Origin of the sequence: Pseudomonas sp. 2024-210 (assembly GCF_045062345.1) — a bacterium.
In the GTDB taxonomy this organism is placed as follows: domain Bacteria; phylum Pseudomonadota; class Gammaproteobacteria; order Pseudomonadales; family Pseudomonadaceae; genus Aquipseudomonas.
Genome location: NZ_JBJGEJ010000014.1, coordinates 1 through 25,377, shown reverse-complemented (window position 1 = coordinate 25,377; position 25,377 = coordinate 1). Strand labels below are relative to the sequence as shown.

Sequence of the window (25,377 nt, the reverse complement as noted above, 5' to 3'; positions counted from 1 at the left end):
AGCCACTACGGCATCCGGCGCACCTGATCCCATCGTAATGACTCAAACCACACAGTAAAATTTGACAACTACGCACACAAACAAGCTAAAGCGGACGAAAACAAACTCTGACGCCCGACAGCAAAAATCGACACCCCAATAACTAACGTTACGCGTACTTAATTATTACCCACGAATGACAAGGGTCTCGATTTAAACCTTTGTTATTTGTCGTCATTTGAAGTCACTTCGTGCCCATGCTTTTGAATCCCGTCCACCTCGAACACCTGAGTGAGCACTCGGCGCACGCCTTGTGCGCCTGGTTATTGGCTCATGCAGGACTCAAGACCGGCGACCTGGATCGGGCACACCGACTGGCACAAGAAGCCGCAAGCAGCTCATTGACTGACCTGCTGACACGCCTGGGGCTGGTGTCCGAACTGGATGTAGCCCGGGCGTGGGCCTCGACCCTTGGCGCACCGATGCTGAAGGCAGACGCCATAGCGCTGCCCGAGGTTGCGCTGCCAAGCCTGAGTGAACGTTTTATGCGTCACCACCGGCTGCTGCCGATCGGCACCCATGCTGACGGCGTGCATGTGTTGACGGCCAACCCCGGCAACGCCTATGCGCTGCGTGCCGTGCGCTACGCCTGCCAGACACCGGTGTATGTGTCGGTAGGGTTGGCCAGCGACGTGGACGTGCTGATCGAGCGTTTCTACGGTCAAGGTCGCTCGGCCATGGGCTCGCTGATTGAGACGCTGGACGAGCATAGCGGTGCCGAAGATGACATCGAACACCTCAAGGATATGGCCTCGGAAGCGCCGGTGATCCGCTTGGTCAACCTGATCCTGCAACGCGCAGTCGAACAGCGCGCTTCCGATATCCACATTGAGCCCTTCGAAAGCCAGCTCAAAGTGCGTTACCGCGTTGACGGTGTACTGCACGAATCCGAGGCTCCGCCTTCCAGTTCTTCGGCCGCCATAATTTCTCGCCTGAAAATTTTGGCGCGGTTGGATATTGCCGAGCGCCGCTTGCCTCAGGACGGCCGGATCATGTTGCGCATACAAGGCAAGGAACTGGATCTGAGGGTCAGTACGGTGCCCACCAGTTTCGGCGAGTCGGTGGTGATGCGCCTGCTCGACCGTCAGACCGTCAGCTTCGACTTTCCCAGCCTGGGCATGGACGGCGAGCGCTTGCAGAATTTTCTCGACGTGCTAGAAAACCCCCACGGTATTCTGCTGGTCACCGGCCCTACCGGCTCGGGCAAGACCACCACCCTGTACACCGCGCTGTCACGCCTCAATACCGCCGAACGCAAGATCATTACGGTCGAGGACCCGGTGGAGTATCAGCTTGAAGGCATCAACCAGATCCAGGTCAAGCCTTCCATCGGCCTCGACTTCGCCGGGGCACTGCGCTCCATCGTGCGGCAGGATCCGGACGTGATCATGATCGGCGAGATGCGCGATCTGGAAACCTGCCGCATCGCCATTCAATCTTCGCTCACCGGCCACTTGGTCCTATCCACGCTGCACACCAACAGCGCGGCAGCGAGCATCACGCGCCTGCTTGACATGGGGGTCGAAAGCTACCTGATTGCCTCAACGGTCAAAGGGATTCTGGCCCAGCGACTGGTGCGCAGACTCGACCCGTTAACCCGCGTCGCCTTTGAAGCGTCCGCCGAGCTGGTGGCCACTCATGGGCTGGAGCGCTTTACCGATCAGCGTCCCATCATGCTCTATCACCCCGCCAGCGATCAGGCCAACGGCGGCTATCACGGGCGCAGTGCGATCACTGAACTGCTGGTGATGAACGAAGAGTTGCGCACCCTGCTGATGCGTCAGGCCGATGCCTCGACCCTCGAACAGGCCGCCCGCCGCGGCGGCTTGCGCACGCTCTACGAAGAAGGCCTGCGTCAAGCGGTGGCCGGTATCACTTCACTCGAAGAGGTGCTGCGCGTGACGCGCGGCGATTGATCATGGCGCATTTCAAATACCGCGCACTGGACGCCGACGGCGTTGCGCAAAACGGCTCCTTGCAAGCCGCTGACCCAAGCGCAGCGGCAGCCATCCTGCAAAAACGCGGGCTGTTGCTGCTCAGCCTGAACGCCAGTGCCAGCAGCGGGCCGGGCATCGTCATGCGGCGCAGTGCGCTGAACGGTGCGGCGCTGGTCAGCTTTACCCAGCAGTTGGCCACGCTGATCGGTGCCGGTCAGCCATTGGAGCGGGCACTGGGCACGCTGTTGCGACAAAACCATGATGCAAAGCGCCAGGCCCTGCTGGAACGCGTGCGTGAGCAGGTCAAGGCGGGCAAGCCGTTGAGTCAGGCGCTGGAAGAAGAGCACGGGCAGTTTTCCAGCCTCTACATCAGCATGGTTCGTGCCGGTGAAGCCGGCGGTTCGCTGGAGAACACCCTGCATCAGCTCAGTGATTACCTGGAGCGCAGTCAGAAACTGCGCGGTGAAGTGATCAACGCGCTGATTTACCCGATCTTTTTAGTGGTCGGCGTCCTCGGCTCGCTGGCCTTGCTGCTGGCTTATGTTGTGCCGCAGTTTGTGCCGATCTTTCGCGACCTGGGCGTGCCCATTCCGCTGATCACGCAGGCTATTTTGTGGCTCGGCGAGTTTTTGAGTGCCTACGGGCTGGTACTGCTGGGGGCCAGTGTGGCGTCGACCTGGGGCGTTGCGCTGTTGCGCCGTGATCCACAACGGCGTCAGCGACACGACCGCCGCGTACTGACGCTAAAGGTCATCGGCCCGTTATTGCAACGCATCGAGGCCGCCCGACTGGCCCGCACTCTGGGCACGTTGTTGAACAACGGCGTACCCCTGCTCCAGGCCCTGAACATTGTTCGCCAAGTGTGTGGCAACCACGCCCTGCGCGCTCAGGTCGAGCACGCCACAGAATGGGTCAAGGCTGGCGGCACACTCGCCCAGGCTTTCGGTGAGCAACCGCTGCTGCCAGAGCTGGCACTGCAAATGATTGAAGTCGGCGAACAGGCCGGCAACCTCGACAGTATGTTGCTCAAGGTCGCCGACGTGTTCGATGTCGAGGCCAAGCGTGGCATCGACCGCATGCTTGCAGCCCTCGTACCCAGTTTGACCGTGATTATGGCCATCATGGTGACGGTGATCATGCTGGCCATCATGCTCCCGCTGATGAGCCTGACCAGTAATATTTGAGGAAGCCCCTATGACTCGATTCAAACCCGTCCAACCCCGCCAGGGCGGATTCACCCTGCTGGAAATGCTCGCGGTGATCGTGCTGCTGGGTATCGTGGCTACCATCGTCGTACGTCAAGTCGGCGGTAACGTCGACAAAGGCAAGTACGGCGCCGGCAAGGCTCAGTTGGCCAGCCTGGGCATGAAAGTCGAAAGCTACGGCCTGGATGTCGGCACCCCGCCGGCCAATTTGCAGCAGCTGATCACCAAGCCCGCCAACAGCAGCGGTTGGGCCGGGCCGTACGCCAAACCGTCTGACCTCAAGGACCCGTTCGGCCACCCGTTTGGCTATCGCTACCCCGGCGAGCACGGCAGCTTCGACCTGATTTTCTTCGGTCAGGATGGGCAACCCGGCGGCGATGGCTATAAGGCCGATCTGGATAACTGGGAATAACATGCGCCCCCTGACCCGCGCGCGCGGCTTCACCCTGTTCGAATTGTTGGTGGTGATTGCATTGATCGGCATCTGCGTCGCGCTGGTGGGCTCAGGCGTGGGCAAAGGCCTGCACAGCGCCCATGAACGCCGCGCCTTGAGCGAAGTGGTTCAAGCACTGCGAGCGGCACGGGTTCAGGCCATCGTTACCGGGCAGCCGGCGCAGACGCGTTTTGATCTGAACAGCGGCCGCTTTCAAGGGCCACGGCAAAACGTCAGGCAGTTGCCCGCGGACATGCACGTGCAGCTGCAAACCGCCGAAGGGATCGGCTCGGCGTTTGAGTTTTACCCGGATGGCGGCTCGAGCGGCGGCAATCTGTTGCTGACACGCGACGCCCAAAAGTGGCGGATCGATATTAATTGGCTCACGGGCAGCGTTCAGTTGCGCGCCCTCAAGTGAACGGCCAACGGGGCTTCACCCTCCTGGAAATGCTGGCTGCCCTCGCCGTTCTGGCGGTGTGCAGCACTGTCTTGGTGGCCGCGTTCGGACAGAGCGCCCGTGCCCTGCAACAGGCACAGCGCAGTGATCGGTTGAGCTTGACAGCGCGCTCTCTGATGGCCGAAGCCAACGTGGGCCCTATACAGGCAGGCGTCACTGAAGGACGCTGGTCGGGCGTAGCGTGGCGGCTGAATGTCAGTGCGCTGCCGGCAGGCAATGCCCCGCTCAAGGCCTGGCGACTTGAGCTTGAACTCAGCGACGGCACTCGGCACGCGCACTACGCCACGATGCAAGTGCGCAGTGCCGGTGCGGGAGCGCCCCCATGAAGCGTGCGGCGCAAGGTTTTACGTTGCTCGAAGTGCTGGTGGTGTTGAGCCTGCTCGGCGTTCTGCTGACGCTGATTGCTGGGGCGATCACGGGTGCCAATCGAGCAATGGCCAAAGCCGAGCGCTACAGCACGCGTCTGGACGAAGTGCGCTCCACGCAGAATTTTCTGCGCTCAGCCATCGGCCAGACGTTGCCGCTGGCAGCCTCGGCTCCCGGCGTTAAGCAGTCGCCAGTGTTCGTGGGCGAACCCCACAGCGTGCATTTTTACGCGCCGCTCTCGGCCCATCTGGGCGGCGGTGTGTATCGCTACAGCGTGACGCTGGCGGCGGGCCAACGGTTGCAGGTGATTGTGCAGCGTCTGCGCGATCAGTCTTTGCTGCCTGCGCAGGAACCGCAGGTGCTGTTGCATCAAGTGCAAAGCGTGAACTTCAGCTATCGCGGTATCTCGCCCAAGGGTGAGGCCACCGACTGGCTGGACCACTGGCCGTGGCCCGCACGCTTACCGACCAGTGTGCGCGTCGATGCACACCTGGCAGGGCCAGTGACGTGGCCGTTGCAAAGTATCGACCTGCGACTTGACCTGTCCTCAGACGCTCGAACCTTATGAAGCGCCAACGCGGTGTGGCGCTGTTGTTGGTGCTGTGGGTGCTGGCGCTGTTGAGCACGTTGCTGGCCGGACTGGTGGGCTGGGTGCATCTGCAAAATCGGCAAGCCCTGTGGCAACACCAACAGACCCAAGCACTGCTGGCGGCTGAAGCGGGCATCGGGATGGCGGTGCTGGCGCAACTGGACCGCGATCCACTGCGTCGCTGGAGGGCAGACGGTCAGCCGCACGCGCTGCATTTTGACGAGGCCTCGTTGACGGTCAGCCTGACCAGCGAAACGGGAAAACTGGACATCAACGCCGCACCCGACGAATTGTTCGTAAGGCTGCTTCTGGCCTGCGGCGGCTCGGCGGAGCACACCGGGCAACTGGCGCAAGCGCTGAACCAGCGCCGCAGAGGCGAGCGCCCCCCTCTGCGCACGATTGAGGAAGTGCGCGAACTGGCGGGCATGGATCAGCACAGCTATACGTGCGCCAGTCAGCACCTGACCCTGTGGAGCGGACTGCCCACACCGGATGCACGCCTGGCTTCGCCGTGGCTACGCCGTGCCCTCAACCTGCCCCAAGGCAGCGGTACAGCCCAGGAGGCTGGCCCCGTCATCACCCTGCAAAGCCGGGCGACATTACCCGGCGGCTTTAGCAAAACGCTCAGCGTCACGCTGTTATTGAACCCATCGAAGGAGGGTGTCAGGCCTTACCGGGTCCTGCGCTGGCAAGAATGAAGCATTTACTTTCAAAGCAACTCGCCCCGCTCCAGGCCGAACTTCATCGCCAATGGCGTGACAGTCGTGCCCGGCAGCTATGGGTGGCATGGCTGAACGAACTGCACACCCTGCTGCCTGCTGCTGCGCGGGCGCGTTTATTCAAGCAGGTAAACAAACGATTGATCAGCTGGCCATTAACCGGGCCGATTGAAGTGCATCACAACGAGCGACTGATTCTGGTCTTGCCGGCCAACATGCTGCTGACCCAGACACTGCTACTGCCCACCGCGGCCTTGCGTGACCTGCACGCCGTCATTGGTTTTGTACTGGATAAATACACGCCCTACCCCCGCGATCAGCTGCACTACGTCGCACGCGTCACCAGCAAGGAAGGTGCGCAAGCACAGGTGCTGCTCGTCGCGATTCTGCGCGAACGGCTGCAACCGGTCATTGACGCCTGCATGGCACAAGGTCTGGCGATGCAGGCCGTCGACGGGCTCGATGAGGATGGCCGGCCACTGGGCGTTGACCTGTTGCCCACCGAGCAGAAACCACCGCGCCGGCGACACGCTCGATTACCCGGCTATCTGGCGCTGACGTGCTGCGCGTTGATGATGGGATGCATGGCGCTCTGGCTAAATGCCCGTACGCGCATGGTCGACGCTATGCAGCACCGCGTCGATGAACAGCGCGAACACGTGCAGGCGGTGCAAAAGCTGCGCCGCGAATTGATCAATACTCAGGGCGCCGCACAGTATTTGGCCCGACTCAAAGCCGCGCAGCCAAGCCTGTCCAGCGTCTTGGTCGACCTTACCGGTTGCCTCGGTGCGGACACTTGGGTCGAACAACTGGAAATCGATGACGGCGCAGGTGTTTCTCTTTCCGGGCAAAGTGCCAAGGCCAGTGCACTGATAACCCGCATGAAGGACTGCAAAACCCTGAGTGACGCGCAGTTCCAGGGCATCATCCAGCCCGATGCCGACACCGGCAAAGAGCGTTTCTCCCTGCGCGCGCAACTGCGCAAGGAGGCCACCGATGCGCCGTGAATTAACCCCGCGCGAGCGCCGTGGCGCTGCCCTGATCGTGCTGGCCTTGTTGCTTTGGGCCGCCTGGTGGCTGCTGGTGCAAAGCTGGTTCCTTGATCCGTTGAGTGACCTTGAGGAGCAGGCCGAGACGCTGCGTGCGCAACAGCAACACTATGCCGGGGTCGTGCAACAACGCGACCGCCTGCAACAGCAGTTGCTGGCTGCGCGGCGCGACCCGTCCAGCCGCTCCAGCCTGCTGCCCGGCTTAGACCCCAGTGCAGTCGCCGCCGACCTGATGCAATACAGCCTCGACCGGGTCAAGGCACACGCCAACCAAGGGCCGGGATGTCAGGTGACACAACGCATGCCCATCACACCGGAGCAGGACAGTGGCGAACCGTATCGTCAGGTGAAAGTCAGCCTGACCCTGGATTGCGCAATGGAACCCTTGGCCAACCTGCTGCACGACTTTGAATACGGGCAACCCTTTCTTTTCGTCGATAACCTGAGCCTGCGTCGCTCAACTTCAGCGCCCGCGAGTGGTGGCGCCGGACGCTTGCAAGTGCACCTGTTGCTGCGCGGCTATATGCAACGGGCACCGACGCTGCCGAACCGCCGCCCTGTTACGACCGAGGAGCCTGAAGCATGAGGCTCGATCGCCTTACCCTGGTGCTACTGACCAGTACTGCCCTGCTCACCGCCGCGGCCATCAGCCTGTTGTTGGGTGCGGGCCAGACTGTTGACTGGCTGCCCGCCACTCGCCCACGTGAAGCAGCGCCCGTCACGCCGCCCCAAGTGATGCAGTCCCTGTCTTTGCAGGCACTGGCACTGACCTGGCAACAGTCAATGTTCAGCCCCCAGCGCACGCCCGACCTGATCACCGGAAAAGACCAGGGCTCGCTCGACGGAATCCGCCTCACGGGCGTAATCATCACCGGGCAAGCGCAGTGGGTACTGCTGCGCATGCCAGACAAGCACACGTTGAAACTGGCTGTCGGCAGCACGCTCGATAACGGCTGGACGTTGATCGGCGCCAGGCCACAACACGCCACCTTCAGTCTTCAGGGCCAGACGCGCGAACTGCGCCTGCCCCTGCTGCGCCTTCCGCCCCCTTCGAAAGCGCCCCTAATTACCCTTCCAGACGTACCCACACCATGAACAATCGCTACCTTGAGTTTCCCCGTTTGCGCAGCCCACTGCTGTGCCTGGCTACCGCGGTCGCACTGGCCGGTTGCGCCACCACACCGGAGCATTATGAAAACGACCCGGCGCTGATGCAGGAAGCACTCCAGGGCACCGGGTCGCAGCGTGCACCCTTGAGCGAGCCTGATCGACTGCCGCCGCCGACCGGCGCGAGCGCCAAGGCCTCACCGCGCCAGCAGATCAAAACAGGCAACCAGACATTTGTCCGCCCTCCCGTCCCGGCGGTGTCACCCTCAACTGCAAACACCCCCGCAGACGCAAGCGGCGACATTGTATTCAACTTCACCAATCAGCCGATTGAAGCCGTGATCAACAGCGTAATGGGTGATTTATTGCACGAAAATTACAGCATCAATCAGGGTGTCAAAGGCGAGGTCAGCTTCTCGACGTCCAAGCCGGTGAACAAACAACAGGCGCTGTCGATTCTGGAAACCCTGCTGTCATGGACCGACAACGCGATGATCCGTCAGGGCGGCCGTTACGTGATCCTGCCTGCCAATCAGGCGGTGGCGGGCAAACTGGTGCCCGAAATGCCGGTGGCTCGGCCCTCCAATGGGCTGTCTGCGCGACTGTTCCCGCTGCATTACATCTCGGCCATCGAGATGAAGAAATTGCTCAAGCCTTTCGCCCGCGACAACGCCTTTTTGCTGGTCGATCCGGCGCGCAATGTGCTCAGCCTCGCCGGTACACCCGATGAGTTGGCCAACTATCAGGACACCATCGACACCTTCGATGTTGACTGGCTCAAGGGCATGTCCATTGGCGTGTATGGCTTGCAACGGGCCAGCGTGGGTGAGCTGATGCCGCAACTGCAAAAAATCTTCGGTCCTGACAGCGGCATGCCGTTGGCGGGCATGGTGCGTTTTCTGCCAAATGAACGAACCAACTCAGTGGTGGCCATCTCATCGCAACCGCGCTATCTGAGCGAAGTCGGTGACTGGATTCATACCATCGATGAGGGTGGCGGCAATGAGCCGCAAATGTACGTCTACGACGTTCGCAATATGAAAGCGGCTGATCTGGCCAAATACCTGCGCCAGATCTACGGCAACGGGCAGATCAAGGATGAGCGCGCGGCCAAGGTTGCGCCCGGCTTGCGTACCCGTTCACTGTCCTCTCTCACGGGCGCTGCCAGCAACACAAGCGACATGGGCCTGAACGCCAGTAGCGACAGCCAGGACAGTCTGCAACAAACCGAGGATGACAGCGAAACTGAGGTCGCCGACGATAACGCCGGTGGCATGGGAGGCACTGGCATTGAGGCCGTGGGTACCGAATCGGGCGCCAGCCAGCGGCTGGATAACAGCACACGCATTACGGCGCAGGTCAGCAGTAACCAGTTGCTGATACGCACACGCCCTGCGCAATGGGCCGAGATCGAAGCAGCCGTCAAACGCCTGGACAATGCGCCGATGCAGGTGCAGATCGAAACGCGGATTCTCGAAGTCAACCTCAGCGGCGAGCTTGATCTGGGCGTGCAATGGTACCTGGGGCGTCTGGCCGGCAACTCCGCCAGCACCACCGTGGCCAATGCATCCGGCAGTCAGGGTGCGCTGGGTGGCGGTGGTGCGGGGTTGGGGGCAGCGGACTCCTTGTTCTATTCCTTTGTCAGCAGCAACCTGCAAGTGGCGCTACATGCGCTGGAAACCAACGGCCGAACGCAAGTGCTGTCAGCCCCCTCGCTGGTGGTCATGAACAATCAGCAGGCGCAGATCCAGGTCGGCGACAACATCCCCATCAGCCAGACCACGGTCAATACCAACGTCTCGGACACTACGCTGAGCAGTGTTGAATACGTGCAGACCGGGGTCATTCTGGATGTCTTGCCGCGCATCAATCCGGGTGGCCTTGTGTACATGGACATCAAGCAGCAGGTCAGTGACGCCAATACCAGTACCGCGTTGGACAACAACGGCAACCCGCGTATTTCCACCCGTTCGGTGTCAACGCAAGTGGCGGTCCAAAGCGGCCAGACGGTATTGCTCGGGGGGTTGATCAAACAGGACAACAGCGACACCGCGTCCACCGTGCCGTATCTGGGCCGCATTCCAGGGTTGCGCTGGTTGTTCGGCACCACCAGCAAAAGCAAGAAACGCACAGAGCTTATCGTGCTGATCACCCCGCGCGTGGTCACCAGCAACAGCCAGGCGCGACAAGTAACGGATGACTACCGCCAGCAGTTACAACTGCTCAAACCGACGCAGTAACACGCGCCCGGCGACTGATTACTCGCGACCTGCGCCTGATCCGTGCGGCACCTGGCGAGCCTGCCACTCGCGATAAATCCCGATCATGGCAGGCTGACCGAGGTGTTGCAGTGGCAACGCCTGATCGCCCAAGGGCAGCGCCATCTGCCGGTAAATCGCGGCGGTCGACAACCCGAAAGGTTCGCCCTGCTCATTGCTGGCGGCATACACCACCCGTGCAATACCGCACAGGTGCATCGCACTTAAACACATGGGGCACGGCTGGCCACTGGCGTAGATCACACAGCCGTCCAGACGCGTCCCCAGTTGCTGGCTGGCACTGCGTATCGCCAGCAATTCAGCGTGGGCGGTGGGGTCGTGACTGAGATGAATGCTGTTGACTGCTTCAACCAGTACGTGATCGTTTTTCACCAGCACGGCGCCAAAGGGCCGTCCACCTTCAGCCACATTCCTGGCCGCCAATTCCACGGCCCGGTTCAAGTAATACTCATCGTTGTGCATACAAACTCCCATCATCAATCAGTGTGCCCCAGCGTTGCGCAGCATCAGGGCAATCTCGTTCTGGCCGCGCTTTTGCGCCTGTTGCAACGGGCTCACGCCGTCGCTGTCAGGCAGGTCAAGATTGGCTCCGGCGTCGATCAATTGGCGGACAATGCGCTGATGGGCGGTCCCGCCGTCAGACAGCACGATGGCCTCCATCAAGCAGGTCCAGCCCAGTCGATTGACATGGTTTAGATCAACCCCGGCGGCAATCAACAGGCGTACCGTTTCAACATGACCGCGCTCACACGCCGGGATCAACGCCGTGCCGCCATAGCGGTTGGTACTCTTAAGGTCGGCGCCATGGGCCAGCAGCACTTGAAGAATCTCATTGCGCCCACTGGCACCCGCCAGCAGGTAAGGACTGTCGTGGATCAGGTTCTTCTGGTTAACATTGGCACCGGCTGCGATCAGCGCCTGAGCGATATCGATTTGGTTGGCACGGGTGGCCAGCAGCAGCGCACTGCTGCCATCCAGTGTGCGGACGTTGACATCGGCACCTTCGCTGATCAATTGCTGCACCCTGCCCAGCTCACCGTCTTTTACGGCCGTCAGCAGTGGCGTGTCGCTTGCCATGACCACACCGGCCATCAACAGCCCGGCCGTCAACAGCGCTTTTTTAACGGTTGGCCCCGCCATGGTCTGCCCCTCTTATCAACGCATTGAAAAGCCAGTATGGTCAGCACCGCAAGCATTCTGAAATTAAATATAAACATGCTTTTCAGTGGCAATGCGAATGGCGGTACCCATGTTCGATCCTATTCTGCTTCGCAGCTTTATTGCGGTGGTGGACTGCGCCAATTTCACCCGCGCGGCGCAGCGCTTGCACCTCACCCAGTCAACGGTCAGCCAGCAAATACGCCGTCTGGAGGACAGCCTTGGGTGCAAATTGCTTGACCGAGAACAGCGTCGAGTCATGCCCACACCCGAGGGCGAACGCTTGCTGGCGTATGCGCGACGCATTCTGGCGCTTCAAGAAGAAGCCCGCGATGTGCTGTCCAATCTGACAAGTGAAGGGGTGTTACGTTTGGGCGTGCCTGAAGACTTTGCTGCTGAACGCCTGATGCCCATCCTCGCGCAATTCGGTCTGGAGCATCCGGGCGTACGGCTAGAAGTCACCAGCGGTTTGGGCCCGCAACTGATGCGCCTGTATCGCCAGGGGGAATTCGACCTGCTGCTGGTCAAACAGATGGGCCCGGGCACGGATTGCCTGGGGTGCTGGCCGGAGCGCATGTGCTGGGTGGACAGTCGCTCAACACCCGCATTGCGGCGCGAGCCCTTGCCTCTGGTGGCCTTTCCCGTGGACGGTTTGTACCGCAATGAAATGCTTCATCATTTGGAAATGGGTGGCTGGAACTGGCGCATCAGTTACTCAAGTGCCAGCTTGGCCAGCGTTTGTGCTGCCGTGGCTGCCGGGTTGGGTATCAGTTTGCTGCCAGAGCGAGTCATCAATGCGCAGCATAAAGTGCTGGAAGCGGACAGTGGCCTGCCTGATATTCAGGGCGTATTTTTGGCGCTCTACGGCCTGCAGGGACTCAGCCATGCGGGTAACCTGCTGAAACTGCAACTTGTGACACTTTGCGAAACACTGGCTGCCAGGGGTTAGTCCAATGACCCATCGTCAAGCCTGAACATTTCAAAAAATCATCAACAAGGTCTTCCCATGATCACGCCCCACTCGCCTGTCGTCCTAATCCTTGCCGCGGGCCGTTCAACGCGGTTTATCGCGTCGGGTGGCACACTGAACAAGCTGCAGACACCGTTGTGCGGGCTCACCGTACTTGATCATGTCATTCGCGCGGCCCAAGCGTCTGGTTTGCCGTGGCATGTAGTGAGCAAGGCCGATGGCGAGGGCATGGGCGACTCTATCGCTGCCGGTGTGCGGGCCACGCCCGACGCGGGTGGCTGGCTGATTTTGCCCGGCGACTTGCCGTTGATTAGCGCCATGAGTCTGCGCAGCGTCGCTGAAGGTCTTGGTTCGGCGCTTGTTGTGGTGCCCACCTGGAATGGGCAAAAGGGCCATCCGGTGGCCTTCGGCGCGGAGTGTTTCAATGAGTTGGCGCAACTCTCTGGTGAGCGCGGGGCGGCACGTATTGTTGAGGCTCATCGAGCCAATAATCAGGTGCTTAGGGTTGCGGTGGCGGATAGAGGCACCGTGCTGGATGTCGATACTGTGGACGACTTGCAGTATGTCCAGTCACTGATAGGAACAGATGGGCAGTAGGTCTAGCTTCTTGCTTTTAGCTTTTAGCTTTTAGCTTTTAGCTTTTAGCTTTTAGCTTTTAGCTTTTAGCTTCAAAACAATCTCACTGCTGCCACCGAAACAGTGGGGACGACACTGGGGCCCATCACAGGAGGCTGAACGCAGGTGCTGTTATGGGGGTGGCGAGGCAGGACGCCGAGCCAGCCGCGATCGGGCCAAGGATGGCCCGTCGCGGCGGGCCCCCATAACAGTGCCGGAGTGAAGGCACCGGGCGAGCCTAGGCGAGCTCGGCCGTATGGTAGGGCAAGGACTTTTTGGGTACTTTTGTGGCTGTTTGACAAAAGTGCCTCGCCGTAAGGGCGAAACCTTTATTGCAGTTAAAAGCATGTAATGGATATGTACTCGAAGCTTTTAATTGGCCTGCGTACATATCCATTGGATGTATTAAGATTTTCTACGGGTTCCGCCCTTACGGCGGCTCACTTTTGTCAAACAGCCACAAAAGTAAGCAAAAAGGCCTTGCCCCTGCGTACGGCCCTCGCTGCGCTCAGGTGCCCCTCGCTCCGGTCCCGCTCCGTGGGCACGCTGCGACGGGCCATCCTTGGCCCGATCGCAGCTCTCCCGGCATCCATGCCGGTCGACCCACTCCGCAGAACCTCCACTCGGCCTCCCGAAAGGGGCGGTAGATCAAGATCAAAAGCCAGATCACAAGCAGATCACAAGCAGGTCACAAGCAGGTCACAAGCAGGTCACAAGCAGGTCACAAGCAGGTCACAAGCAGGTCACAAGCAGGTCACAAGCGGTTTAGAGCACACTGCGCTCATGAAAAACTACAAGAGCCTCCCCTACCCGGCTTGCCTCTGCCCCTCTTCGCCGTCGTGCTCATGATCAAATACAGCTTGGGCAAGGTCTTCGGTCACACGCATTTCAACCCCCACTGCCGACATCTGCGCCGCAGCGGTAAAGGGCGCTGCCGTCACCGGCTCTGAACGCTGGCCACGGCGCCAGATAAACAGCACCACGAGTCCCGCATTGAGCCCTGCCAGCGCCCAAAACAACCCGCCTTCGCCCACTTTCGTCATCAACGGTGAAATCACCAGCGGGCTGATGGCACACCCTAATGAGTTGATCAACAGCAATCCCTGAATCATCCGCACGATAGCCCCGGACGACGCGTGGTCTGCAGCGTGACTGACCGCAACCGGGTAGATCGCAAAAATACCACCACCCAGCAGGAAAAACGCCACGATCAACAACGGTGAACCAGGCGGTAAAAACAGGATAATCAACGACAGCACTGCGCAGGCCGCAGCCAGCACGATCAAGACCAGTTGCCTGTCCTGATGATCCGACCAACGCCCGACCGGGTATTGCAGCAGCATTGCACCGAGTATCACGTAAGCCATCATGTGTCCGACCTCAGTAACATCAAGGCCAATACGTTGCAGGTACAGCGGCAGTAAGGCGTAGACCGCAGCGATGGCCAGACCTGAGCCGAAACAGCCGATCACTCCGGTCGGCGTTGCACGCAATAACTGCCACGGCATAAGGGGTTCTGCTCGCTCGACCACGGGCGTCACGCGCGGGATCATCACAATCGGTAGCATCGACAATGAAGCCAGAATGGCCGCGATCATGAAGGGGATGGTATCGCCGGTCTGCGCAATGGCACCCAGGTTGGCCTGCCCCAGCAAACCCGCGCCATAGAGGGCGATCATATAAAGGGCCAGCAGGCGCCCGCGGATCTTGGGGTCGGCGGCAATCAACAGCCAGCTTTCCACCACCAGAAATACACCCACACTGGCCCAGCCATTTATCAGGCGTAATGCAAACCACGTCCAGGGATCTGAAGACAGCCCCTGAAACAGAATGGTCGTGGCAATAAGGGCCGCGAAGCAGCTGTAGGCTCGGATATGCCCGATGCGCACGATCAGTCGGTCATTGAAGATCGAGCCTAAAGTCAGCCCAATGAAGTACGCAGACGAGACAATGCCAACCATCGTGGCTGACTCGCCCAACGAATCGAGACGAAGGGTCGTTAACGACGAAAGCATGCCGTTGCCAATACTGATGATAAACAGCCCAAGTAACGGTGCCAGCGCCATTGCTAACAGTTGCACAGACATAATGAACTCAAGACCTCAACAAACAATTAAACCCTCGACCGGGCAACAGCACAGCGACCCCTCTCGGCAATGCCGGGCGGGGGGATCTGTGTATACATGTGATTGAGCGTGGCTCGAGGCCACAGTCGAGGCGTTCGAGTTGCGGGCAAGGTTCAAGACGCGCTGGACGCGCACCTCGTCATTGACCGGGCAGACAAAATCAGGGCGCGCATGGTAGCCGCAGTCAGGGACAAGAAGAAGAGCCCCAGTGGCTTTTTTCGACGAATATCATGGCAGTGACCAACAGGCTCCGCAGGCTCGACTAAAATGGCTCAGCTCGATAACCGTTCTGAGTCGGACCACACTCGAAACTGCTTGAGCCAAGGCCTTGGGAAGCTTCGCAGTGGTGCAAATGACAGAGCTAAACCGTCTGAAAGCCAGTGAGATTCAGGATTGGGCAAGTATGCAGGCCAACAACCCCGGGAAACGCCTATTGAGTTCCTCCGCGCGCAAGGCATTCATGTGCGTCGTGCCCACATTTCGCGTCTGCACAAGACCTGCATCGCGCAAGACCCTGAAATGATGGGACATGCTGGACTTGGGGCGACCACCGTCGAGCTCGCCGCACGAGGCCTCGGTCACGCCCGCGAGATAGCGGACAATGTCCATGCGCACGGGGTCGCTCAAGGCGTACAGCAACCGCTCAAGGACAAAATCGGAAGGCAGGGGGTGTTTGAAAGCTCGCATGGACGGATGATAACCAAAGGTTTCAATTGTCGCCATATTTCGAATACTATCGAACAAGCGAATTAACCTACGAGGAACCTGACCTATGTCTGCACTATTTGAGCCGTTTACTCTCAAGGACGTCACCTTGAGGAACCGAATTGCCATTCCGCCGATGTGCCAGTACATGGCCGTTGATGGCATGGTCAATGACTGGCACCTCGTGCATTTGGCCAGTATGGCAAGAGGCGGCGCAGGTCTGGTGGTCGTTGAGGCCACTGCGGTGTCTCCTGAGGGGCGCATTACACCGGGATGCGCGGGCATCTGGAGCGATGCACAAGCGCAAGCATTTGTACCCGCCGTGAAAGCGATCAAGGCGGCCGGTTCGGTGCCGGGCATTCAGATTGCGCACGCCGGTCGCAAGGCCAGCGCCAATCGCCCCTGGGAAGGTGACGATCACATCCCTGAAGGCAACCCTGCCGGGTGGCAAACCATTGCGCCCTCCGCCATTGCGTATGGCGCCAATCTGCCGAAGGTGCCACAGGAAATGACCCTGGAGGACATAGCCCGAGTACGTCAGGACTTCGTCGATGCGGCCCGCCGTGCTCGCGAAGCCGGTTTCGAGTGGATCGAGCTGCACTTTGCCCACGGCTATCTGGGCCAAAGCTTTTTTTCGGAGCATTCCAACCAACGCACCGACGCGTACGGCGGCAGCTTTGAAAACCGCAGCCGCTTCCTGCTGGAGACGTTGGCTGCCGTGCGTGAGGTGTGGCCGGAACATCTGCCCTTGACCGCCCGCTTTGGCGTCATCGAGTACGATGGCCGCGACGAGCAGACACTAACCGAATCGATCGAACTCGCGCGCCGTTTCAAGGACGGTGGTCTTGACCTGCTGAGCGTGAGCGTCGGGTTCACCATTCCTGACACCCACATTCCCTGGGGCCCGGCATTCATGGGCCCGGTCGCTGAGCGCGTTCGCCGGGAAGCCGAGCTGCCTGTGACCTCCGCCTGGGGTTTTGGTACACCGCAGTTGGCTCAAGCGGCCGTTCAAAACGGACAACTTGACCTGGTGTCCGTGGGGCGCGCCCATTTGGCTGACCCGCACTGGACCTATTTCGCAGCCAAGGAGCTGGGCGTCGACAACGCCTCGTGGACATTGCCCGCGCCTTACGCTCACTGGCTTGAGCGCTATCGGTAACTGAGCCGCAAACTGCCGCGCTGCTCGCGGCAGTTCTGCCCATGCTTGACAGGTCCTTTCATCGATTAACGCGCAGTAGAACCGGCAGCCCTGGTACTAGGCTGTGCGTTCGTCCCCTGACGAATATCGCGACAGAACTGCTGGATCGCCAGGCAGGCATTGCTTAACGAGACGTCATCCAGAGCATAGGCAATGCGTATATAGCCCGCCAGCCCGAAAGCGCTGCCCGGCACCACGCCCACATTCGCCTCCTCAAGCAGAGCCAGCGCAACGTCCTCGTCGCTGTGCAGGGCTCGCCCGCCCGGTGAATACTTGCCCAACAGCGCAGCGCAATCAGCAAACGCGTAAAACGCCCCTTGCGGCACAGCGCAGTACAGCCCCGACGTGTCATTTATCATGGCCACCATCAGGTCACGGCGACGCTGAAATACTTCGCGGCTCTCGTCGAGAAAGTTCTTTGGCCCGCGCAGTGCGGCCACTGCCGCATGTTGAGAAATCGAGCAGGCGCCGGAAGTCTGCTGGCCTTGCAGTTTTTCCATAGCGTCCAGCAACCAGCGCGGCCCGGTGGCGAAGCCAATGCGCCAACCCGTCATGGCGTAAGCCTTGGAGACTCCGTTCATGGTCAGGGTGCGCTCAGCCAGACGCGGCTCCACTTGGGCCAGGGTGTGAAAGGGTCGGCCGTCAAATATCAGGTGCTCGTAGATGTCGTCAGAGAGGATCAATACGCTCGGATGCTCCAGCAGCACCTCAGCCAATGCGTGGAGTTCTTCTCGGCTGTACACGGCACCGGTGGGGTTGGACGGCGAGTTGAGAATCAGCCAGCGGGTGTGCGGCCCAATGGCTGAGCGCAAACACGCTGCGGTCAGCTTGAAGCCGCAGTCGGCGCCGCAGGTGACAAGGCGCGAGCGGCCGCCGCACAGTTGCACCATCTCCGGGTAGCTGACCCAGTACGGGGCCGGAATAATGACCTCATCGCCGTCATTGAGGGTGGCGGCCAGTGCATTGAAGATCACTTGCTTACCACCGCTGCTGACTTGTGTGTCTTGCCAACTGACAGACAGACCGTTCTCGACCCGGTACTTGTCCGCAATGGCCTCGCGCAGGGCACGTAAACCGGCGACTGGGGTATAGCGCGTGTGGCCTGCGTCGATGGCCGCAATGGCCGCCTGGCGGATGTGCTGCGGAGTATCGAAGTCGGGCTCACCTGCACACAAGGAAAGAACACATTGACCTTGATCACGGCGCTGGGCGACTCTGTCCATGACGCGGTAAGTGGCTGATGGCTGAGCCGCCGCCAGGCGGTAATTGAGACGCTGATCGCCGCCACTCATTGAATCGCCTCTGGGCGTTTGAGCCCCAACAGTTCGACGGTGGTACGACCTTCGCGCAGGGCCGCCATCATCCGTGCCTCTTTGTCGAAACGCGCCTGCCCCTCAGCCAAAGTGCGCGGCACCTCAACCTGAGGAATGATCACGATGCCGTCGGCATCGGCGACGACCAGATCACCGGCCGCCACCTGCGCCCCGTTGAAGAACATGGGCTGGCCTACCGACAGGGCCGTAGCCTTGACGGTGCCCTTGACCGACACCCCGCGCGAAAACACCGCGAAACCGAGCTGCTCGATGGCCTGAATATCACGCACCCCGCCATCAATCACCAGGCCCACCACGCCAGCAGCCTGAGCCGCGACGGTGAGCACTTCGCCCCAATACCCGGCGATGTAATTGCCGGTACTGACCACCAGCACACTGCCTCGGGGGGCCTGCTCCAACGCCAGATGCAACGCCAGGTTGTCGCCCGGCGCACACTCCAACGGGAAAGCCGGTGCTGCAATCAATGCACCTCGCCAGACTGGGCGGATTGCCGGGTCCACCGCCGTTGGCAGACCGCACGCTTCGTACAGCGTCGAACTGCCAAGCGCTTTGGCGCTCAGAGCGACTGTTTCAATGTCATAAGGGCTCATTGCGATTTCCTTTGCAGGCAGTGATAACCGAGCAGCGCCCGGGCTTCCTTGAGCGATTTACCGCTGGCGAGGTGTTCGCGGATCTGCGCTTCCACCTGCTCTATCCGCCGAGCGCGTTCTGCCACCTCGCGAGCTCGCTCACGCGGCACCACCACCACGCCATTGGCATCGGCGACCACGATGTCGCGGGCGCACGCACGGGCGCTGCCGATACTGACCGGCTGGTTAATTGCCACCACCTCGACGCGGTCCTTGCCGGTGCGCATGAAGCGTCCCCGGGTAAACAGCGGGTAGCCTTCGCCAAGCGCCTTGCTCACGTCACGGCAAACACCATCAATCACGCTGCCCGCAATACCCTGCGCCAAGGCGAACTGGGTCATGATGTCGCCCCAAACGGTGCAGTCCGTGCGCCCGTCATTGGCGATCAGCACAACATCGCCGGGCGCCACCTCATCGAGAAAATCGCCCACGGTGCCGGGCGGGCTGCTGGCGCTGACGTATTGCACAGTGAATGCCGGACCGATGATGACCTGGGTGTAATTGGCCAGCGGCATGATACTGAGGCACTGACCGGGCAGACCCAACGTGTCCAGCGCATCGGAGACGGCCGGGGTGTCCAGCCCCACGAACAGCGCGACGAGTGCTTTGTCTTCAATATTCATCAGGCGTACTCAGCATTGATGGCTTCGAATTGGCTGTCGTGCATCACACGTTCGACCGAGCATCCCGCCCTGATGGCATCGACCATCGCCGCCTGACGTCGGTCAATGCGCTCAGCCAGCTCAAGCAACTTGTCGATGACCTCCGCGGCCACGAAAACAGTGCCGCACTCGTCAGCCATCACGTAGTCATCTTCCTTTACCGTCACTCCGGCCATGCTCACGGCGCAACCGGCATCCACCTGCACCAGACGATTGCGCGCGCTGATCATGGTCACCCCACGGCCGTACAGCGGATAGCCAATGGCCTCGCTGCCCTTAATGTCGCGGCTGCACCCGTCAAGCACTGAACCGCGGATACCCTTCATGCGCGCCGCATTGGCCAGAATATCGCCCCAACAGGAGATGCCTTGCGCGCCACCGGCAATGACCAGTACCCGGTCATCAGTATCGATACGCGCCACGACCGGAGAAATCAGATGCGCAGTCGGCGCTGCGTCCTGCTTGGCGCCCAATTGCACGGTGCTGGCACGGCCAGTGATCTTCGGGCAGTTCCACAGCGGCAGCAGACCGAAGGTTGCGCCGGGCATGCCGAGGAAGTCCAAAGCATCGGACACCGTATTGGTGTCCAGTGCGGACAAGCGTTCTAGGAGGTGGGAGGCGTTCATGAATAGCTGACCTGGTGGTGTGGAGGCCCGAGTATCGACAGACCCATTCCATAGGTATATTCCTATTCAACTAAGGCTTTCATACGCCCAACCTATGGAAAAAACATGATCAATTTCCGCCTGATCCGGCACCTCTGGCTCTTCCTTGCCGTCGCAGAGGAGCAAAATTTCAGTCGCGCAGCCAAACGCCTGGGCATGTCCCAGCCGCCGTTGAGCGAACAGATTCAGATCCTTGAGCATGCGTTGAAAACCAAATTATTCGAGCGCTCGCGTCAAGGCGCTCGATTGACTCCGGCAGGCGCTGCCATCCTGCCTGCGGTGCGTAAATTCGCCGAGCAACTGGGGCAGCTCGAACTGGCGGTACACGAAGCCGTTTCCGGTCAGGCTGGGGTGTTAACCATCGGCGCCATCACTCAAGCCATGATTGACGTACTGCCACCGCTGATAGACCAATTCAAGGCTGAGCACCCGCAGATCACGGTGGCCGTGCGTGAAATCGACAGTGCTGAAGCCATCACGGCGCTGGAGTCTGGCGATATCGACCTGGCCTTCGCCCGCCTTGAAGGCAACCTCGGCAAAAATATACGCAGCCTGCCGCTGACCGAGGACCGCCTGGCGGTTGCCATTCCCCGCGACCACCCGCTTGCCGCTCGCACACGGCTGACCCTGGCCAATCTGGTGGACGAACCCATGGTGATGTCTTCACGCCAGGTCAGTCCAAATTACTTCGATTACCTGATCGGCGTGTGCAATGCCCATGGTTTTTCCCCAAGGGTGTTGCACGAAGTCCGTTCAGTCGCCTCACAGATTGCCTTCGTCAGTTGCGGCCAGGGGCTAGCGTTGGTGCCTGCTTCGATGAAAAAGCTGGCCCCGGCCAACGTGATACTGAAAACGTTGACGCCACGGCTCAGCGTAGTGACCGCCGCGGTCGTATGGAATGGCGCTCGCGCCAATCCGTTGGTAGAAGCGCTGCTGGCGTTGTTGCCGGCTGACGCGAAATAACAGGCGTTATATTCCATAGGTTCAGCCTATGGATGGATTACTGGATCCGGAATTTACACAACGGTCAGCGTGTTCCAGAGTCCGGCCCCGACAATTTTCCACCTCAGGAGCCAGACCGGTGTCTACTCAACACGCATTTTCCCGAGCCCTCGTGCCGCTGACGGTCGACGGTAGCAGCCTTAACGTTGCGGCTCTGTATCGAGGCGGCGAAAAAGCGCCTGTGGTCTTCCTGCACGGCTTCGGCTCGACCAAGGAAGACTATGCGGACGTTGTCCGGTATGCCGCATTCAACGGGCATGGGTTCCTCGCCTACGACGCCCCAGGTTGTGGCGAAACCGGCTGCTCAGACCTGTCGCGCATCGACATTCCCTTGCTGGTAAAAACGGCCCTGGCGATGCTGAAGCACTTCGGCATCCAGCGCTTCCATCTGGTCGGTCACTCCATGGGCGGCCTGACATCGCTGTTGCTGGCCCATCAGCATCCAGAACGGGTGCTCAGTTTCGTCAATATCGAGGGCAATATTGATCCACACGACTGCTTTCTGAGTCGGCAGATTCACGAGTACGCCGAAGATGACGCTGAACGCTTTTTTGAGGACTTTATCGAACGCACCCGACACGCTCCGGCCTACGCCAGCGCGCTGTATGCCGCCAGCCTGAAGCACAAGGTGCGTGCCGGCGCAGTGCGTGGGATTTTCGAATCAATGGTAAGGCTGTCGGATCACGGCGGGTTGATGAGCAGGTTTCTCGCGCTGCCCTGTCCGCGCATGTTCATGTACGGCGAGCAGAACAGCTCGCTGCCCTACCTGGCCACTATCCAGAGTCAGGGCGTACATCTGGCGCAGATCAGCCACTGCGGGCATTTCCCCATGTATTCCAACCCGAGCGCGATGTGGGAAGGTATTGCCTACCTGCAACGCTTGAGCAGCGAAGCCTGAGCCACCCCGCCCCGCACACGTTTCCCGTCATAGAGCCGATGGGGAGCCTGCACATTACGAGCAGCACGCAGGCTTGGGCTCGCCCAGCCTTCATTGTTGATTTCAAAGCAAATAAATTTGGCTAAGACAGGGCTTAATCCACAGATGTAAACACCGCACACTCCGATTCATTGTCTAAACCAATGGATCACAGCATGAAGCTCTTTTCAAATATCGCCTTGGCGACCTTATTGCCGCTGGCCATACAGGCCGCAAGCGCAGCCGACTGGTACCCCTCCGAATACGGTGCCCACGATCAAATCGGTGCAGCCAATCTGTTGACCCCGGAGGTAGTCAAGCAAGCAGTCGGTCTGGTCAAAAAGGGCAAGACGTATCCACTGGCAGTGCCCGTGGACAAAAACCTTCCGGCATACCGCCATCGCAGCTTCCGCTTGTACAACGTGCAGGTCGGACAACAGGCCGGCAAGTCGCTGGGGCCGAACAAGTTCACCTTCAACGATGAACTGGTTAATGCGTGGACCGGTGTGGGCACCCAACTGAACGGGATCGGCCATATCGGCATCGACAATGTGTACTACAACGGCAACAAGGCCGCCGATTTCGTGACGGTCGATGGCGTCACCAAACTGGGTGTCGAGAAGGTGCCGCCCATGGTGACTCGCGGCGTGGTGCTGGACATGACCGCCTACTACAACAAGACCGTTGTGCCCGGTGGCACCGAGTTCAGCGTGGCCGATATCCAGGCCGTCTTGAAAAAGCAGGGCCTGACCTTGCGCAAGGGCGATGTGGTGCTGTTCAACACCGGCTGGCTGGAGTTGATCGGCAAGGACAACACGCAATTCCTCGAAGTGGAGCCCGGCATCGGCATGCAAGCCGCACAGTGGCTGGCCGACCAAGGCATCGTTGCTTTCGGCGGCGATACCTGGGCCTCTGAGGTCTATCCAAGCCCACAGGGTGATGACGAGTTTCCGGTCAACCAGTACATGCTCGCCAAGCGTGGCATCTACAACCTGGAACTGATCGACAGCCGTGCACTGGTGCGCGACAAGGTCTGGGAGTTCCTGTTCGTGCTCGGCCAACCGCTGTACGTTGGCTCGACTCAGGTCAACATCAACCCGGTTGCCATTTACTGATTACTTTACTGCTGCCCCCTGTGCACTGCGATGACTGTTGCAGCGCACAGGGTCAACCATTATGTATGCCTGCGCGAGGGTGTCGTGATTGCCAAAAGACTTCGCATGCCGGACGGCAGCATCTGGAAGATGCCATAGTTTTATCCTCCTGAACCTTGAGTTCAGGGCTAGATATTCGGCAAAATTCTGGTTGGGTACCGGCAACAATCCGCTCTCGAAGCCATCCGATAATGGACTGGATTCTGGATAAAATCCGTCCAGATGCCCTTGGCTTCGATGGAATTAGGTACAACAAAAAAAGACGCCGAAGCGTCTTTTTTGGTTGATCTACAGACTTGCGTGCAACTCTGTAGATCTTTATTTGGAGCGGGAAACGAGACTCGAACTCGCGACCCCGACCTTGGCAAGGTCGTGCTCTACCAACTGAGCTATTCCCGCGTCTTGGTGGTGCGCATTCTATAGAACTGAAAGTTTGCGTCAACCCTTTGATTCAAAATGTTTTATTTATTTCGTCGAGGTCGTCTTCAAGTGAGGCCACGCCGCGCGCAAATACTGAAGCATCGACCACAAGGTCAGCCCCGCCGCCACGAGTAGCAATGCATACCCCACCAACACCCAAAAGCTGAAGTCAGAAGGATTGGCCAGCAAAATCACCAGCGCCAGCATTTGCGCGGCGGTTTTCCATTTACCCATGTTCGACACTGCGACTTGGGCACGAGCCCCCAGCTCAGCCATCCATTCGCGCAAGGCTGAAATGACGATCTCTCGGCCAATGATCACGGCAGCTGGCAGGGTAAGCCATACGTTGTGATGCTCTTGCACCAGTAAGACCAACGCTACAGCCACCATCAACTTGTCGGCGACCGGGTCCAGAAAAGCACCGAACGGCGTGCTTTGCTCAAGCCGCCGCGCTAGGTAACCATCCAGCCAATCGGTCGCCGCCGCAAAGGCGAAGACTGAACTGGAGGCGACATAACTCCAGCTGTAAGGGAGATAAAACAGCAGGATGAAAAAAGGAATCAGTAGAACGCGTAGTACGGTGATCAAATTAGGGATATTCATCGGCACAACTGGCTACGAGGTGAGAGGGGCATTCTACTCGCTGTGCAGATTTGCATAAATCAACTCTGCGAGCTTTTTACTGATCCCCGGTGCTTTGGCGATCTCTTCGATGCTTGCACGAGTCAGCTCCTGTAATCCACCAAAATGTTTCAAAAGATCACGACGACGAGTGGGGCCTACGCCCGCAATGCCTTCCAGGGTTGAAGTTCGCCGGGTTTTACCCCGTCGCGCCCGGTGCCCGGTAATTGCAAAGCGGTGAGCCTCATCGCGGATTTGCTGAATCAGGTGCAAAGCCGGAGAGTCACCCTTCAATGTGAATTCGTGGGCTGCGTCATTCAAGTAAAGGGTTTCAAAACCTGCCTTGCGGGTTGCCCCCTTGGCCACACCCAACAATATAAGGTCTGGAATAGCCAGTTCATTGAGCACATCGCGCGCCATCGACAGCTGACCTTTACCGCCATCTACCAGCAAGATGTCAGGCAGCTTGCCCTCCCCCTCTTTGAGCCGGCTAAAGCGCCGCATCAAGGCCTGGTGCATGGCCGCGTAATCATCGCCCGGGGTTACGCCTTCGATGTTGAAGCGCCTGTAATCGGACTTGATCGGCCCTTCAGGGCCAAATACCACACAAGAGGCGACCGTGGCTTCACCACTGGAATGACTGATGTCATAACACTCAAGGCGCTGCGGGATCTCGTCGAGTTTGAGAACCTTGGCCAATGCCTCAAAGCGCGCAGCCACATGCAAGCGATTGGCAAGGCGCGCAGCCAGCGCCTGCTCGGCATTGGTGACGGCCAATTGCTGCCAGCGAGCTCGAGTGCCCCGTACACGGTAACTGATGGCCATTTCTCGACCGCGCAAGGCTTCAAGGGCATCAATAATGGCGTCGAAGCTTTCGTGCTCGACGTTAACGATCAATTCGCTCGGCAGATCGCGCTCGGGGCTGCTGATGTAGTACTGCCCCAGGAAGGCAGCCATGACTTCACCCACCTCCTCCTCGATACCGACCTGCGGGAAGAAATTCTTGCTGCCCAGCACCCGCC

General features: G+C 59.7%; 27 protein-coding genes and 1 tRNA gene. 17 read left to right on the top strand and 11 right to left on the bottom strand.

The window, feature by feature from the left end:
- Positions 1-236 precede the first annotated feature (236 nt).
- From gspE to gspD, 11 genes are read left to right on the top strand one after another with little or no spacing between them, the layout of a single operon-like run.
- A complete protein-coding gene (gspE, locus tag ACI7MX_RS17760) occupies positions 237-1,955 on the top strand; it encodes a type II secretion system ATPase GspE (RefSeq protein ID WP_314484269.1) in 1,719 nt (572 codons plus the stop codon).
- A gap of 2 nt (positions 1,956-1,957) precedes the next feature.
- Entirely contained in the window at positions 1,958-3,160 is a 1,203-nt protein-coding gene (gene gspF, locus ACI7MX_RS17755; protein ID WP_405589611.1) for a type II secretion system inner membrane protein GspF, read from the top strand.
- 10 nt (positions 3,161-3,170) lie between these two features.
- On the top strand, positions 3,171-3,593 hold the full coding sequence (gspG, locus tag ACI7MX_RS17750; protein WP_314484199.1) for a type II secretion system major pseudopilin GspG: 423 nt from the start codon (positions 3,171-3,173) through the stop codon (positions 3,591-3,593).
- A gap of 1 nt (position 3,594) precedes the next feature.
- Positions 3,595-4,032, top strand: a complete 438-nt coding sequence (locus tag ACI7MX_RS17745) for a GspH/FimT family pseudopilin (RefSeq protein ID WP_314484196.1) — start codon at positions 3,595-3,597, stop codon at positions 4,030-4,032.
- Positions 4,033-4,061: 29 nt separating this feature from the next.
- On the top strand, positions 4,062-4,397 hold the full coding sequence (locus ACI7MX_RS17740) for a hypothetical protein (protein ID WP_314484193.1): 336 nt from the start codon (positions 4,062-4,064) through the stop codon (positions 4,395-4,397).
- The gene (locus tag ACI7MX_RS17735; protein WP_314484190.1) at positions 4,394-5,005 is read left to right on the top strand and encodes a prepilin-type N-terminal cleavage/methylation domain-containing protein; all 612 of its coding nucleotides are present in this window, start codon (positions 4,394-4,396) and stop codon (positions 5,003-5,005) included. Before ACI7MX_RS17740 ends, ACI7MX_RS17735 begins: the two co-directional genes overlap by 4 nt.
- Complete coding sequence (locus ACI7MX_RS17730) at positions 5,002-5,724, top strand: type II secretion system minor pseudopilin GspK (protein WP_405589606.1); 723 nt, start codon at positions 5,002-5,004, stop codon at positions 5,722-5,724. Before ACI7MX_RS17735 ends, ACI7MX_RS17730 begins: the two co-directional genes overlap by 4 nt.
- Positions 5,721-6,752 carry a type II secretion system protein GspL gene (locus tag ACI7MX_RS17725; RefSeq protein ID WP_405589603.1) on the top strand — a complete coding sequence of 344 codons (1,032 nt, stop codon included), beginning with the start codon at positions 5,721-5,723 and terminating at the stop codon, positions 6,750-6,752. Before ACI7MX_RS17730 ends, ACI7MX_RS17725 begins: the two co-directional genes overlap by 4 nt.
- Positions 6,742-7,380 (top strand): type II secretion system protein GspM, encoded by a 639-nt coding sequence (gene gspM / locus ACI7MX_RS17720; RefSeq protein ID WP_405589600.1) that lies wholly within the window; start codon positions 6,742-6,744, stop codon positions 7,378-7,380. The genes ACI7MX_RS17725 and gspM overlap by 11 nt, the downstream gene beginning before the upstream one ends.
- Positions 7,377-7,889: a hypothetical protein gene (locus ACI7MX_RS17715; protein ID WP_405589597.1), complete on the top strand. Its 513-nt coding sequence runs from the start codon at positions 7,377-7,379 to the stop codon at positions 7,887-7,889. Before gspM ends, ACI7MX_RS17715 begins: the two co-directional genes overlap by 4 nt.
- Positions 7,886-10,141: a type II secretion system secretin GspD gene (gene gspD, locus ACI7MX_RS17710; RefSeq protein WP_405589594.1), complete on the top strand. Its 2,256-nt coding sequence runs from the start codon at positions 7,886-7,888 to the stop codon at positions 10,139-10,141. The genes ACI7MX_RS17715 and gspD overlap by 4 nt, the downstream gene beginning before the upstream one ends.
- An 18-nt stretch (positions 10,142-10,159) precedes the next feature.
- Here the strand turns inward: gspD and ACI7MX_RS17705 are convergent, their stop codons facing one another.
- Together ACI7MX_RS17705 and ACI7MX_RS17700 are read right to left on the bottom strand one after the other, a co-directional pair.
- The gene (locus ACI7MX_RS17705) at positions 10,160-10,642 is read right to left on the bottom strand and encodes a nucleoside deaminase (RefSeq protein ID WP_405589591.1); all 483 of its coding nucleotides are present in this window, start codon (positions 10,640-10,642) and stop codon (positions 10,160-10,162) included.
- An 18-nt stretch (positions 10,643-10,660) separates the two neighbouring features.
- On the bottom strand, positions 10,661-11,320 hold the full coding sequence (locus ACI7MX_RS17700; protein ID WP_405589588.1) for an ankyrin repeat domain-containing protein: 660 nt from the start codon (positions 11,318-11,320) through the stop codon (positions 10,661-10,663).
- Positions 11,321-11,429: 109 nt separating this feature from the next.
- On the opposite strand from ACI7MX_RS17700, the gene ACI7MX_RS17695 reads away from it, so the two are divergent.
- Both ACI7MX_RS17695 and ACI7MX_RS17690 read left to right on the top strand, forming a co-directional pair.
- Positions 11,430-12,287, top strand: a complete 858-nt coding sequence (locus ACI7MX_RS17695) for a LysR family transcriptional regulator (protein WP_405589585.1) — start codon at positions 11,430-11,432, stop codon at positions 12,285-12,287.
- Positions 12,288-12,344: 57 nt separating this feature from the next.
- Positions 12,345-12,905, top strand: a complete 561-nt coding sequence (locus ACI7MX_RS17690; RefSeq protein WP_405589582.1) for an NTP transferase domain-containing protein — start codon at positions 12,345-12,347, stop codon at positions 12,903-12,905.
- 824 nt (positions 12,906-13,729) lie between these two features.
- Here ACI7MX_RS17690 and ACI7MX_RS17685 read toward each other — a convergent pair.
- The gene (locus tag ACI7MX_RS17685) at positions 13,730-15,010 is read right to left on the bottom strand and encodes an MFS transporter (protein WP_405589580.1); all 1,281 of its coding nucleotides are present in this window, start codon (positions 15,008-15,010) and stop codon (positions 13,730-13,732) included.
- Positions 15,011-15,436: 426 nt separating this feature from the next.
- Positions 15,437-15,772 carry an ArsR/SmtB family transcription factor gene (locus ACI7MX_RS17680; RefSeq protein ID WP_405589578.1) on the bottom strand — a complete coding sequence of 112 codons (336 nt, stop codon included), beginning with the start codon at positions 15,770-15,772 and terminating at the stop codon, positions 15,437-15,439.
- A 49-nt stretch (positions 15,773-15,821) separates the two neighbouring features.
- On the opposite strand from ACI7MX_RS17680, the gene ACI7MX_RS17675 reads away from it, so the two are divergent.
- The gene (locus tag ACI7MX_RS17675) at positions 15,822-16,913 is read left to right on the top strand and encodes an NADH:flavin oxidoreductase/NADH oxidase (protein ID WP_405589575.1); all 1,092 of its coding nucleotides are present in this window, start codon (positions 15,822-15,824) and stop codon (positions 16,911-16,913) included.
- 65 nt (positions 16,914-16,978) lie between these two features.
- On the opposite strand, the gene ACI7MX_RS17670 is transcribed toward ACI7MX_RS17675, so the two are convergent.
- The 4 genes from ACI7MX_RS17670 to ACI7MX_RS17655 are packed head-to-tail and all read right to left on the bottom strand — an operon-like array spanning position 16,979 to position 20,203.
- Positions 16,979-18,244 (bottom strand): pyridoxal phosphate-dependent aminotransferase, encoded by a 1,266-nt coding sequence (locus tag ACI7MX_RS17670; RefSeq protein WP_405589572.1) that lies wholly within the window; start codon positions 18,242-18,244, stop codon positions 16,979-16,981.
- On the bottom strand, positions 18,241-18,876 hold the full coding sequence (locus ACI7MX_RS17665) for an RraA family protein (RefSeq protein ID WP_405589569.1): 636 nt from the start codon (positions 18,874-18,876) through the stop codon (positions 18,241-18,243). The genes ACI7MX_RS17670 and ACI7MX_RS17665 overlap by 4 nt, the downstream gene beginning before the upstream one ends.
- Positions 18,873-19,538 (bottom strand): RraA family protein, encoded by a 666-nt coding sequence (locus ACI7MX_RS17660; protein WP_405589566.1) that lies wholly within the window; start codon positions 19,536-19,538, stop codon positions 18,873-18,875. The genes ACI7MX_RS17665 and ACI7MX_RS17660 overlap by 4 nt, the downstream gene beginning before the upstream one ends.
- Positions 19,538-20,203, bottom strand: a complete 666-nt coding sequence (locus ACI7MX_RS17655; RefSeq protein WP_405589564.1) for an RraA family protein — start codon at positions 20,201-20,203, stop codon at positions 19,538-19,540. Before ACI7MX_RS17655 ends, ACI7MX_RS17660 begins: the two co-directional genes overlap by 1 nt.
- 105 nt (positions 20,204-20,308) lie before the next feature.
- Between ACI7MX_RS17655 and ACI7MX_RS17650 the strand changes: the two genes are divergently transcribed.
- The 3 genes from ACI7MX_RS17650 to ACI7MX_RS17640 all read left to right on the top strand — a co-directional run bounded on the left by ACI7MX_RS17650 (position 20,309) and on the right by ACI7MX_RS17640 (position 23,275).
- The gene (locus tag ACI7MX_RS17650) at positions 20,309-21,205 is read left to right on the top strand and encodes a LysR substrate-binding domain-containing protein (protein WP_405589561.1); all 897 of its coding nucleotides are present in this window, start codon (positions 20,309-20,311) and stop codon (positions 21,203-21,205) included.
- 118 nt (positions 21,206-21,323) lie between these two features.
- Positions 21,324-22,142 carry an alpha/beta fold hydrolase gene (locus ACI7MX_RS17645; RefSeq protein WP_405589558.1) on the top strand — a complete coding sequence of 273 codons (819 nt, stop codon included), beginning with the start codon at positions 21,324-21,326 and terminating at the stop codon, positions 22,140-22,142.
- A 194-nt stretch (positions 22,143-22,336) separates the two neighbouring features.
- On the top strand, positions 22,337-23,275 hold the full coding sequence (locus ACI7MX_RS17640; RefSeq protein ID WP_405589555.1) for a cyclase family protein: 939 nt from the start codon (positions 22,337-22,339) through the stop codon (positions 23,273-23,275).
- 362 nt (positions 23,276-23,637) lie between these two features.
- On the opposite strand, the gene ACI7MX_RS17635 is transcribed toward ACI7MX_RS17640, so the two are convergent.
- From ACI7MX_RS17635 to ACI7MX_RS17625, 3 genes are all read right to left on the bottom strand, one after another.
- A tRNA-Gly gene (locus ACI7MX_RS17635) sits at positions 23,638-23,713 on the bottom strand.
- 66 nt (positions 23,714-23,779) lie between these two features.
- Positions 23,780-24,337: a CDP-diacylglycerol--glycerol-3-phosphate 3-phosphatidyltransferase gene (gene pgsA, locus ACI7MX_RS17630; RefSeq protein ID WP_122784402.1), complete on the bottom strand. Its 558-nt coding sequence runs from the start codon at positions 24,335-24,337 to the stop codon at positions 23,780-23,782.
- A gap of 33 nt (positions 24,338-24,370) precedes the next feature.
- The coding region (locus ACI7MX_RS17625; protein WP_405634589.1) for an excinuclease ABC subunit UvrC at positions 24,371-25,377 on the bottom strand (1,007 nt) is incomplete at its 5' end.

Excerpts from the sequence above, each read along its gene's own strand:
- gspM (WP_405589600.1), top strand. The coding sequence starts at position 6,742 with ATGCGCCGTGAATTAACCCCGCGCGAGCGCCGTGGCGCTGCCCTGATC.
- gspD (WP_405589594.1), top strand. The coding sequence starts at position 7,886 with ATGAACAATCGCTACCTTGAGTTTCCCCGTTTGCGCAGCCCACTGCTG.
- gspG (WP_314484199.1), top strand. The coding sequence starts at position 3,171 with ATGACTCGATTCAAACCCGTCCAACCCCGCCAGGGCGGATTCACCCTG.
- ACI7MX_RS17715 (WP_405589597.1), top strand. The coding sequence starts at position 7,377 with ATGAGGCTCGATCGCCTTACCCTGGTGCTACTGACCAGTACTGCCCTG.
- ACI7MX_RS17650 (WP_405589561.1), top strand. The coding sequence starts at position 20,309 with ATGATCAATTTCCGCCTGATCCGGCACCTCTGGCTCTTCCTTGCCGTC.
- ACI7MX_RS17685 (WP_405589580.1), bottom strand. The coding sequence starts at position 15,010 with ATGTCTGTGCAACTGTTAGCAATGGCGCTGGCACCGTTACTTGGGCTG.
- ACI7MX_RS17670 (WP_405589572.1), bottom strand. The coding sequence starts at position 18,244 with ATGAGTGGCGGCGATCAGCGTCTCAATTACCGCCTGGCGGCGGCTCAG.
- ACI7MX_RS17735 (WP_314484190.1), top strand. The coding sequence starts at position 4,394 with ATGAAGCGTGCGGCGCAAGGTTTTACGTTGCTCGAAGTGCTGGTGGTG.
- ACI7MX_RS17730 (WP_405589606.1), top strand. The coding sequence starts at position 5,002 with ATGAAGCGCCAACGCGGTGTGGCGCTGTTGTTGGTGCTGTGGGTGCTG.
- ACI7MX_RS17700 (WP_405589588.1), bottom strand. The coding sequence starts at position 11,320 with ATGGCGGGGCCAACCGTTAAAAAAGCGCTGTTGACGGCCGGGCTGTTG.
- ACI7MX_RS17680 (WP_405589578.1), bottom strand. The coding sequence starts at position 15,772 with ATGGCGACAATTGAAACCTTTGGTTATCATCCGTCCATGCGAGCTTTC.
- ACI7MX_RS17745 (WP_314484196.1), top strand. The coding sequence starts at position 3,595 with ATGCGCCCCCTGACCCGCGCGCGCGGCTTCACCCTGTTCGAATTGTTG.
- ACI7MX_RS17705 (WP_405589591.1), bottom strand. The coding sequence starts at position 10,642 with ATGCACAACGATGAGTATTACTTGAACCGGGCCGTGGAATTGGCGGCC.
- gspF (WP_405589611.1), top strand. The coding sequence starts at position 1,958 with ATGGCGCATTTCAAATACCGCGCACTGGACGCCGACGGCGTTGCGCAA.
- pgsA (WP_122784402.1), bottom strand. The coding sequence starts at position 24,337 with ATGAATATCCCTAATTTGATCACCGTACTACGCGTTCTACTGATTCCT.
- ACI7MX_RS17695 (WP_405589585.1), top strand. The coding sequence starts at position 11,430 with ATGTTCGATCCTATTCTGCTTCGCAGCTTTATTGCGGTGGTGGACTGC.
- ACI7MX_RS17675 (WP_405589575.1), top strand. The coding sequence starts at position 15,822 with ATGTCTGCACTATTTGAGCCGTTTACTCTCAAGGACGTCACCTTGAGG.
- gspE (WP_314484269.1), top strand. The coding sequence starts at position 237 with ATGCTTTTGAATCCCGTCCACCTCGAACACCTGAGTGAGCACTCGGCG.
- ACI7MX_RS17655 (WP_405589564.1), bottom strand. The coding sequence starts at position 20,203 with ATGAACGCCTCCCACCTCCTAGAACGCTTGTCCGCACTGGACACCAAT.
- ACI7MX_RS17640 (WP_405589555.1), top strand. The coding sequence starts at position 22,337 with ATGAAGCTCTTTTCAAATATCGCCTTGGCGACCTTATTGCCGCTGGCC.
- ACI7MX_RS17660 (WP_405589566.1), bottom strand. The coding sequence starts at position 19,538 with ATGAATATTGAAGACAAAGCACTCGTCGCGCTGTTCGTGGGGCTGGAC.
- ACI7MX_RS17665 (WP_405589569.1), bottom strand. The coding sequence starts at position 18,876 with ATGAGCCCTTATGACATTGAAACAGTCGCTCTGAGCGCCAAAGCGCTT.
- ACI7MX_RS17725 (WP_405589603.1), top strand. The coding sequence starts at position 5,721 with ATGAAGCATTTACTTTCAAAGCAACTCGCCCCGCTCCAGGCCGAACTT.
- ACI7MX_RS17740 (WP_314484193.1), top strand. The coding sequence starts at position 4,062 with ATGCTGGCTGCCCTCGCCGTTCTGGCGGTGTGCAGCACTGTCTTGGTG.
- ACI7MX_RS17690 (WP_405589582.1), top strand. The coding sequence starts at position 12,345 with ATGATCACGCCCCACTCGCCTGTCGTCCTAATCCTTGCCGCGGGCCGT.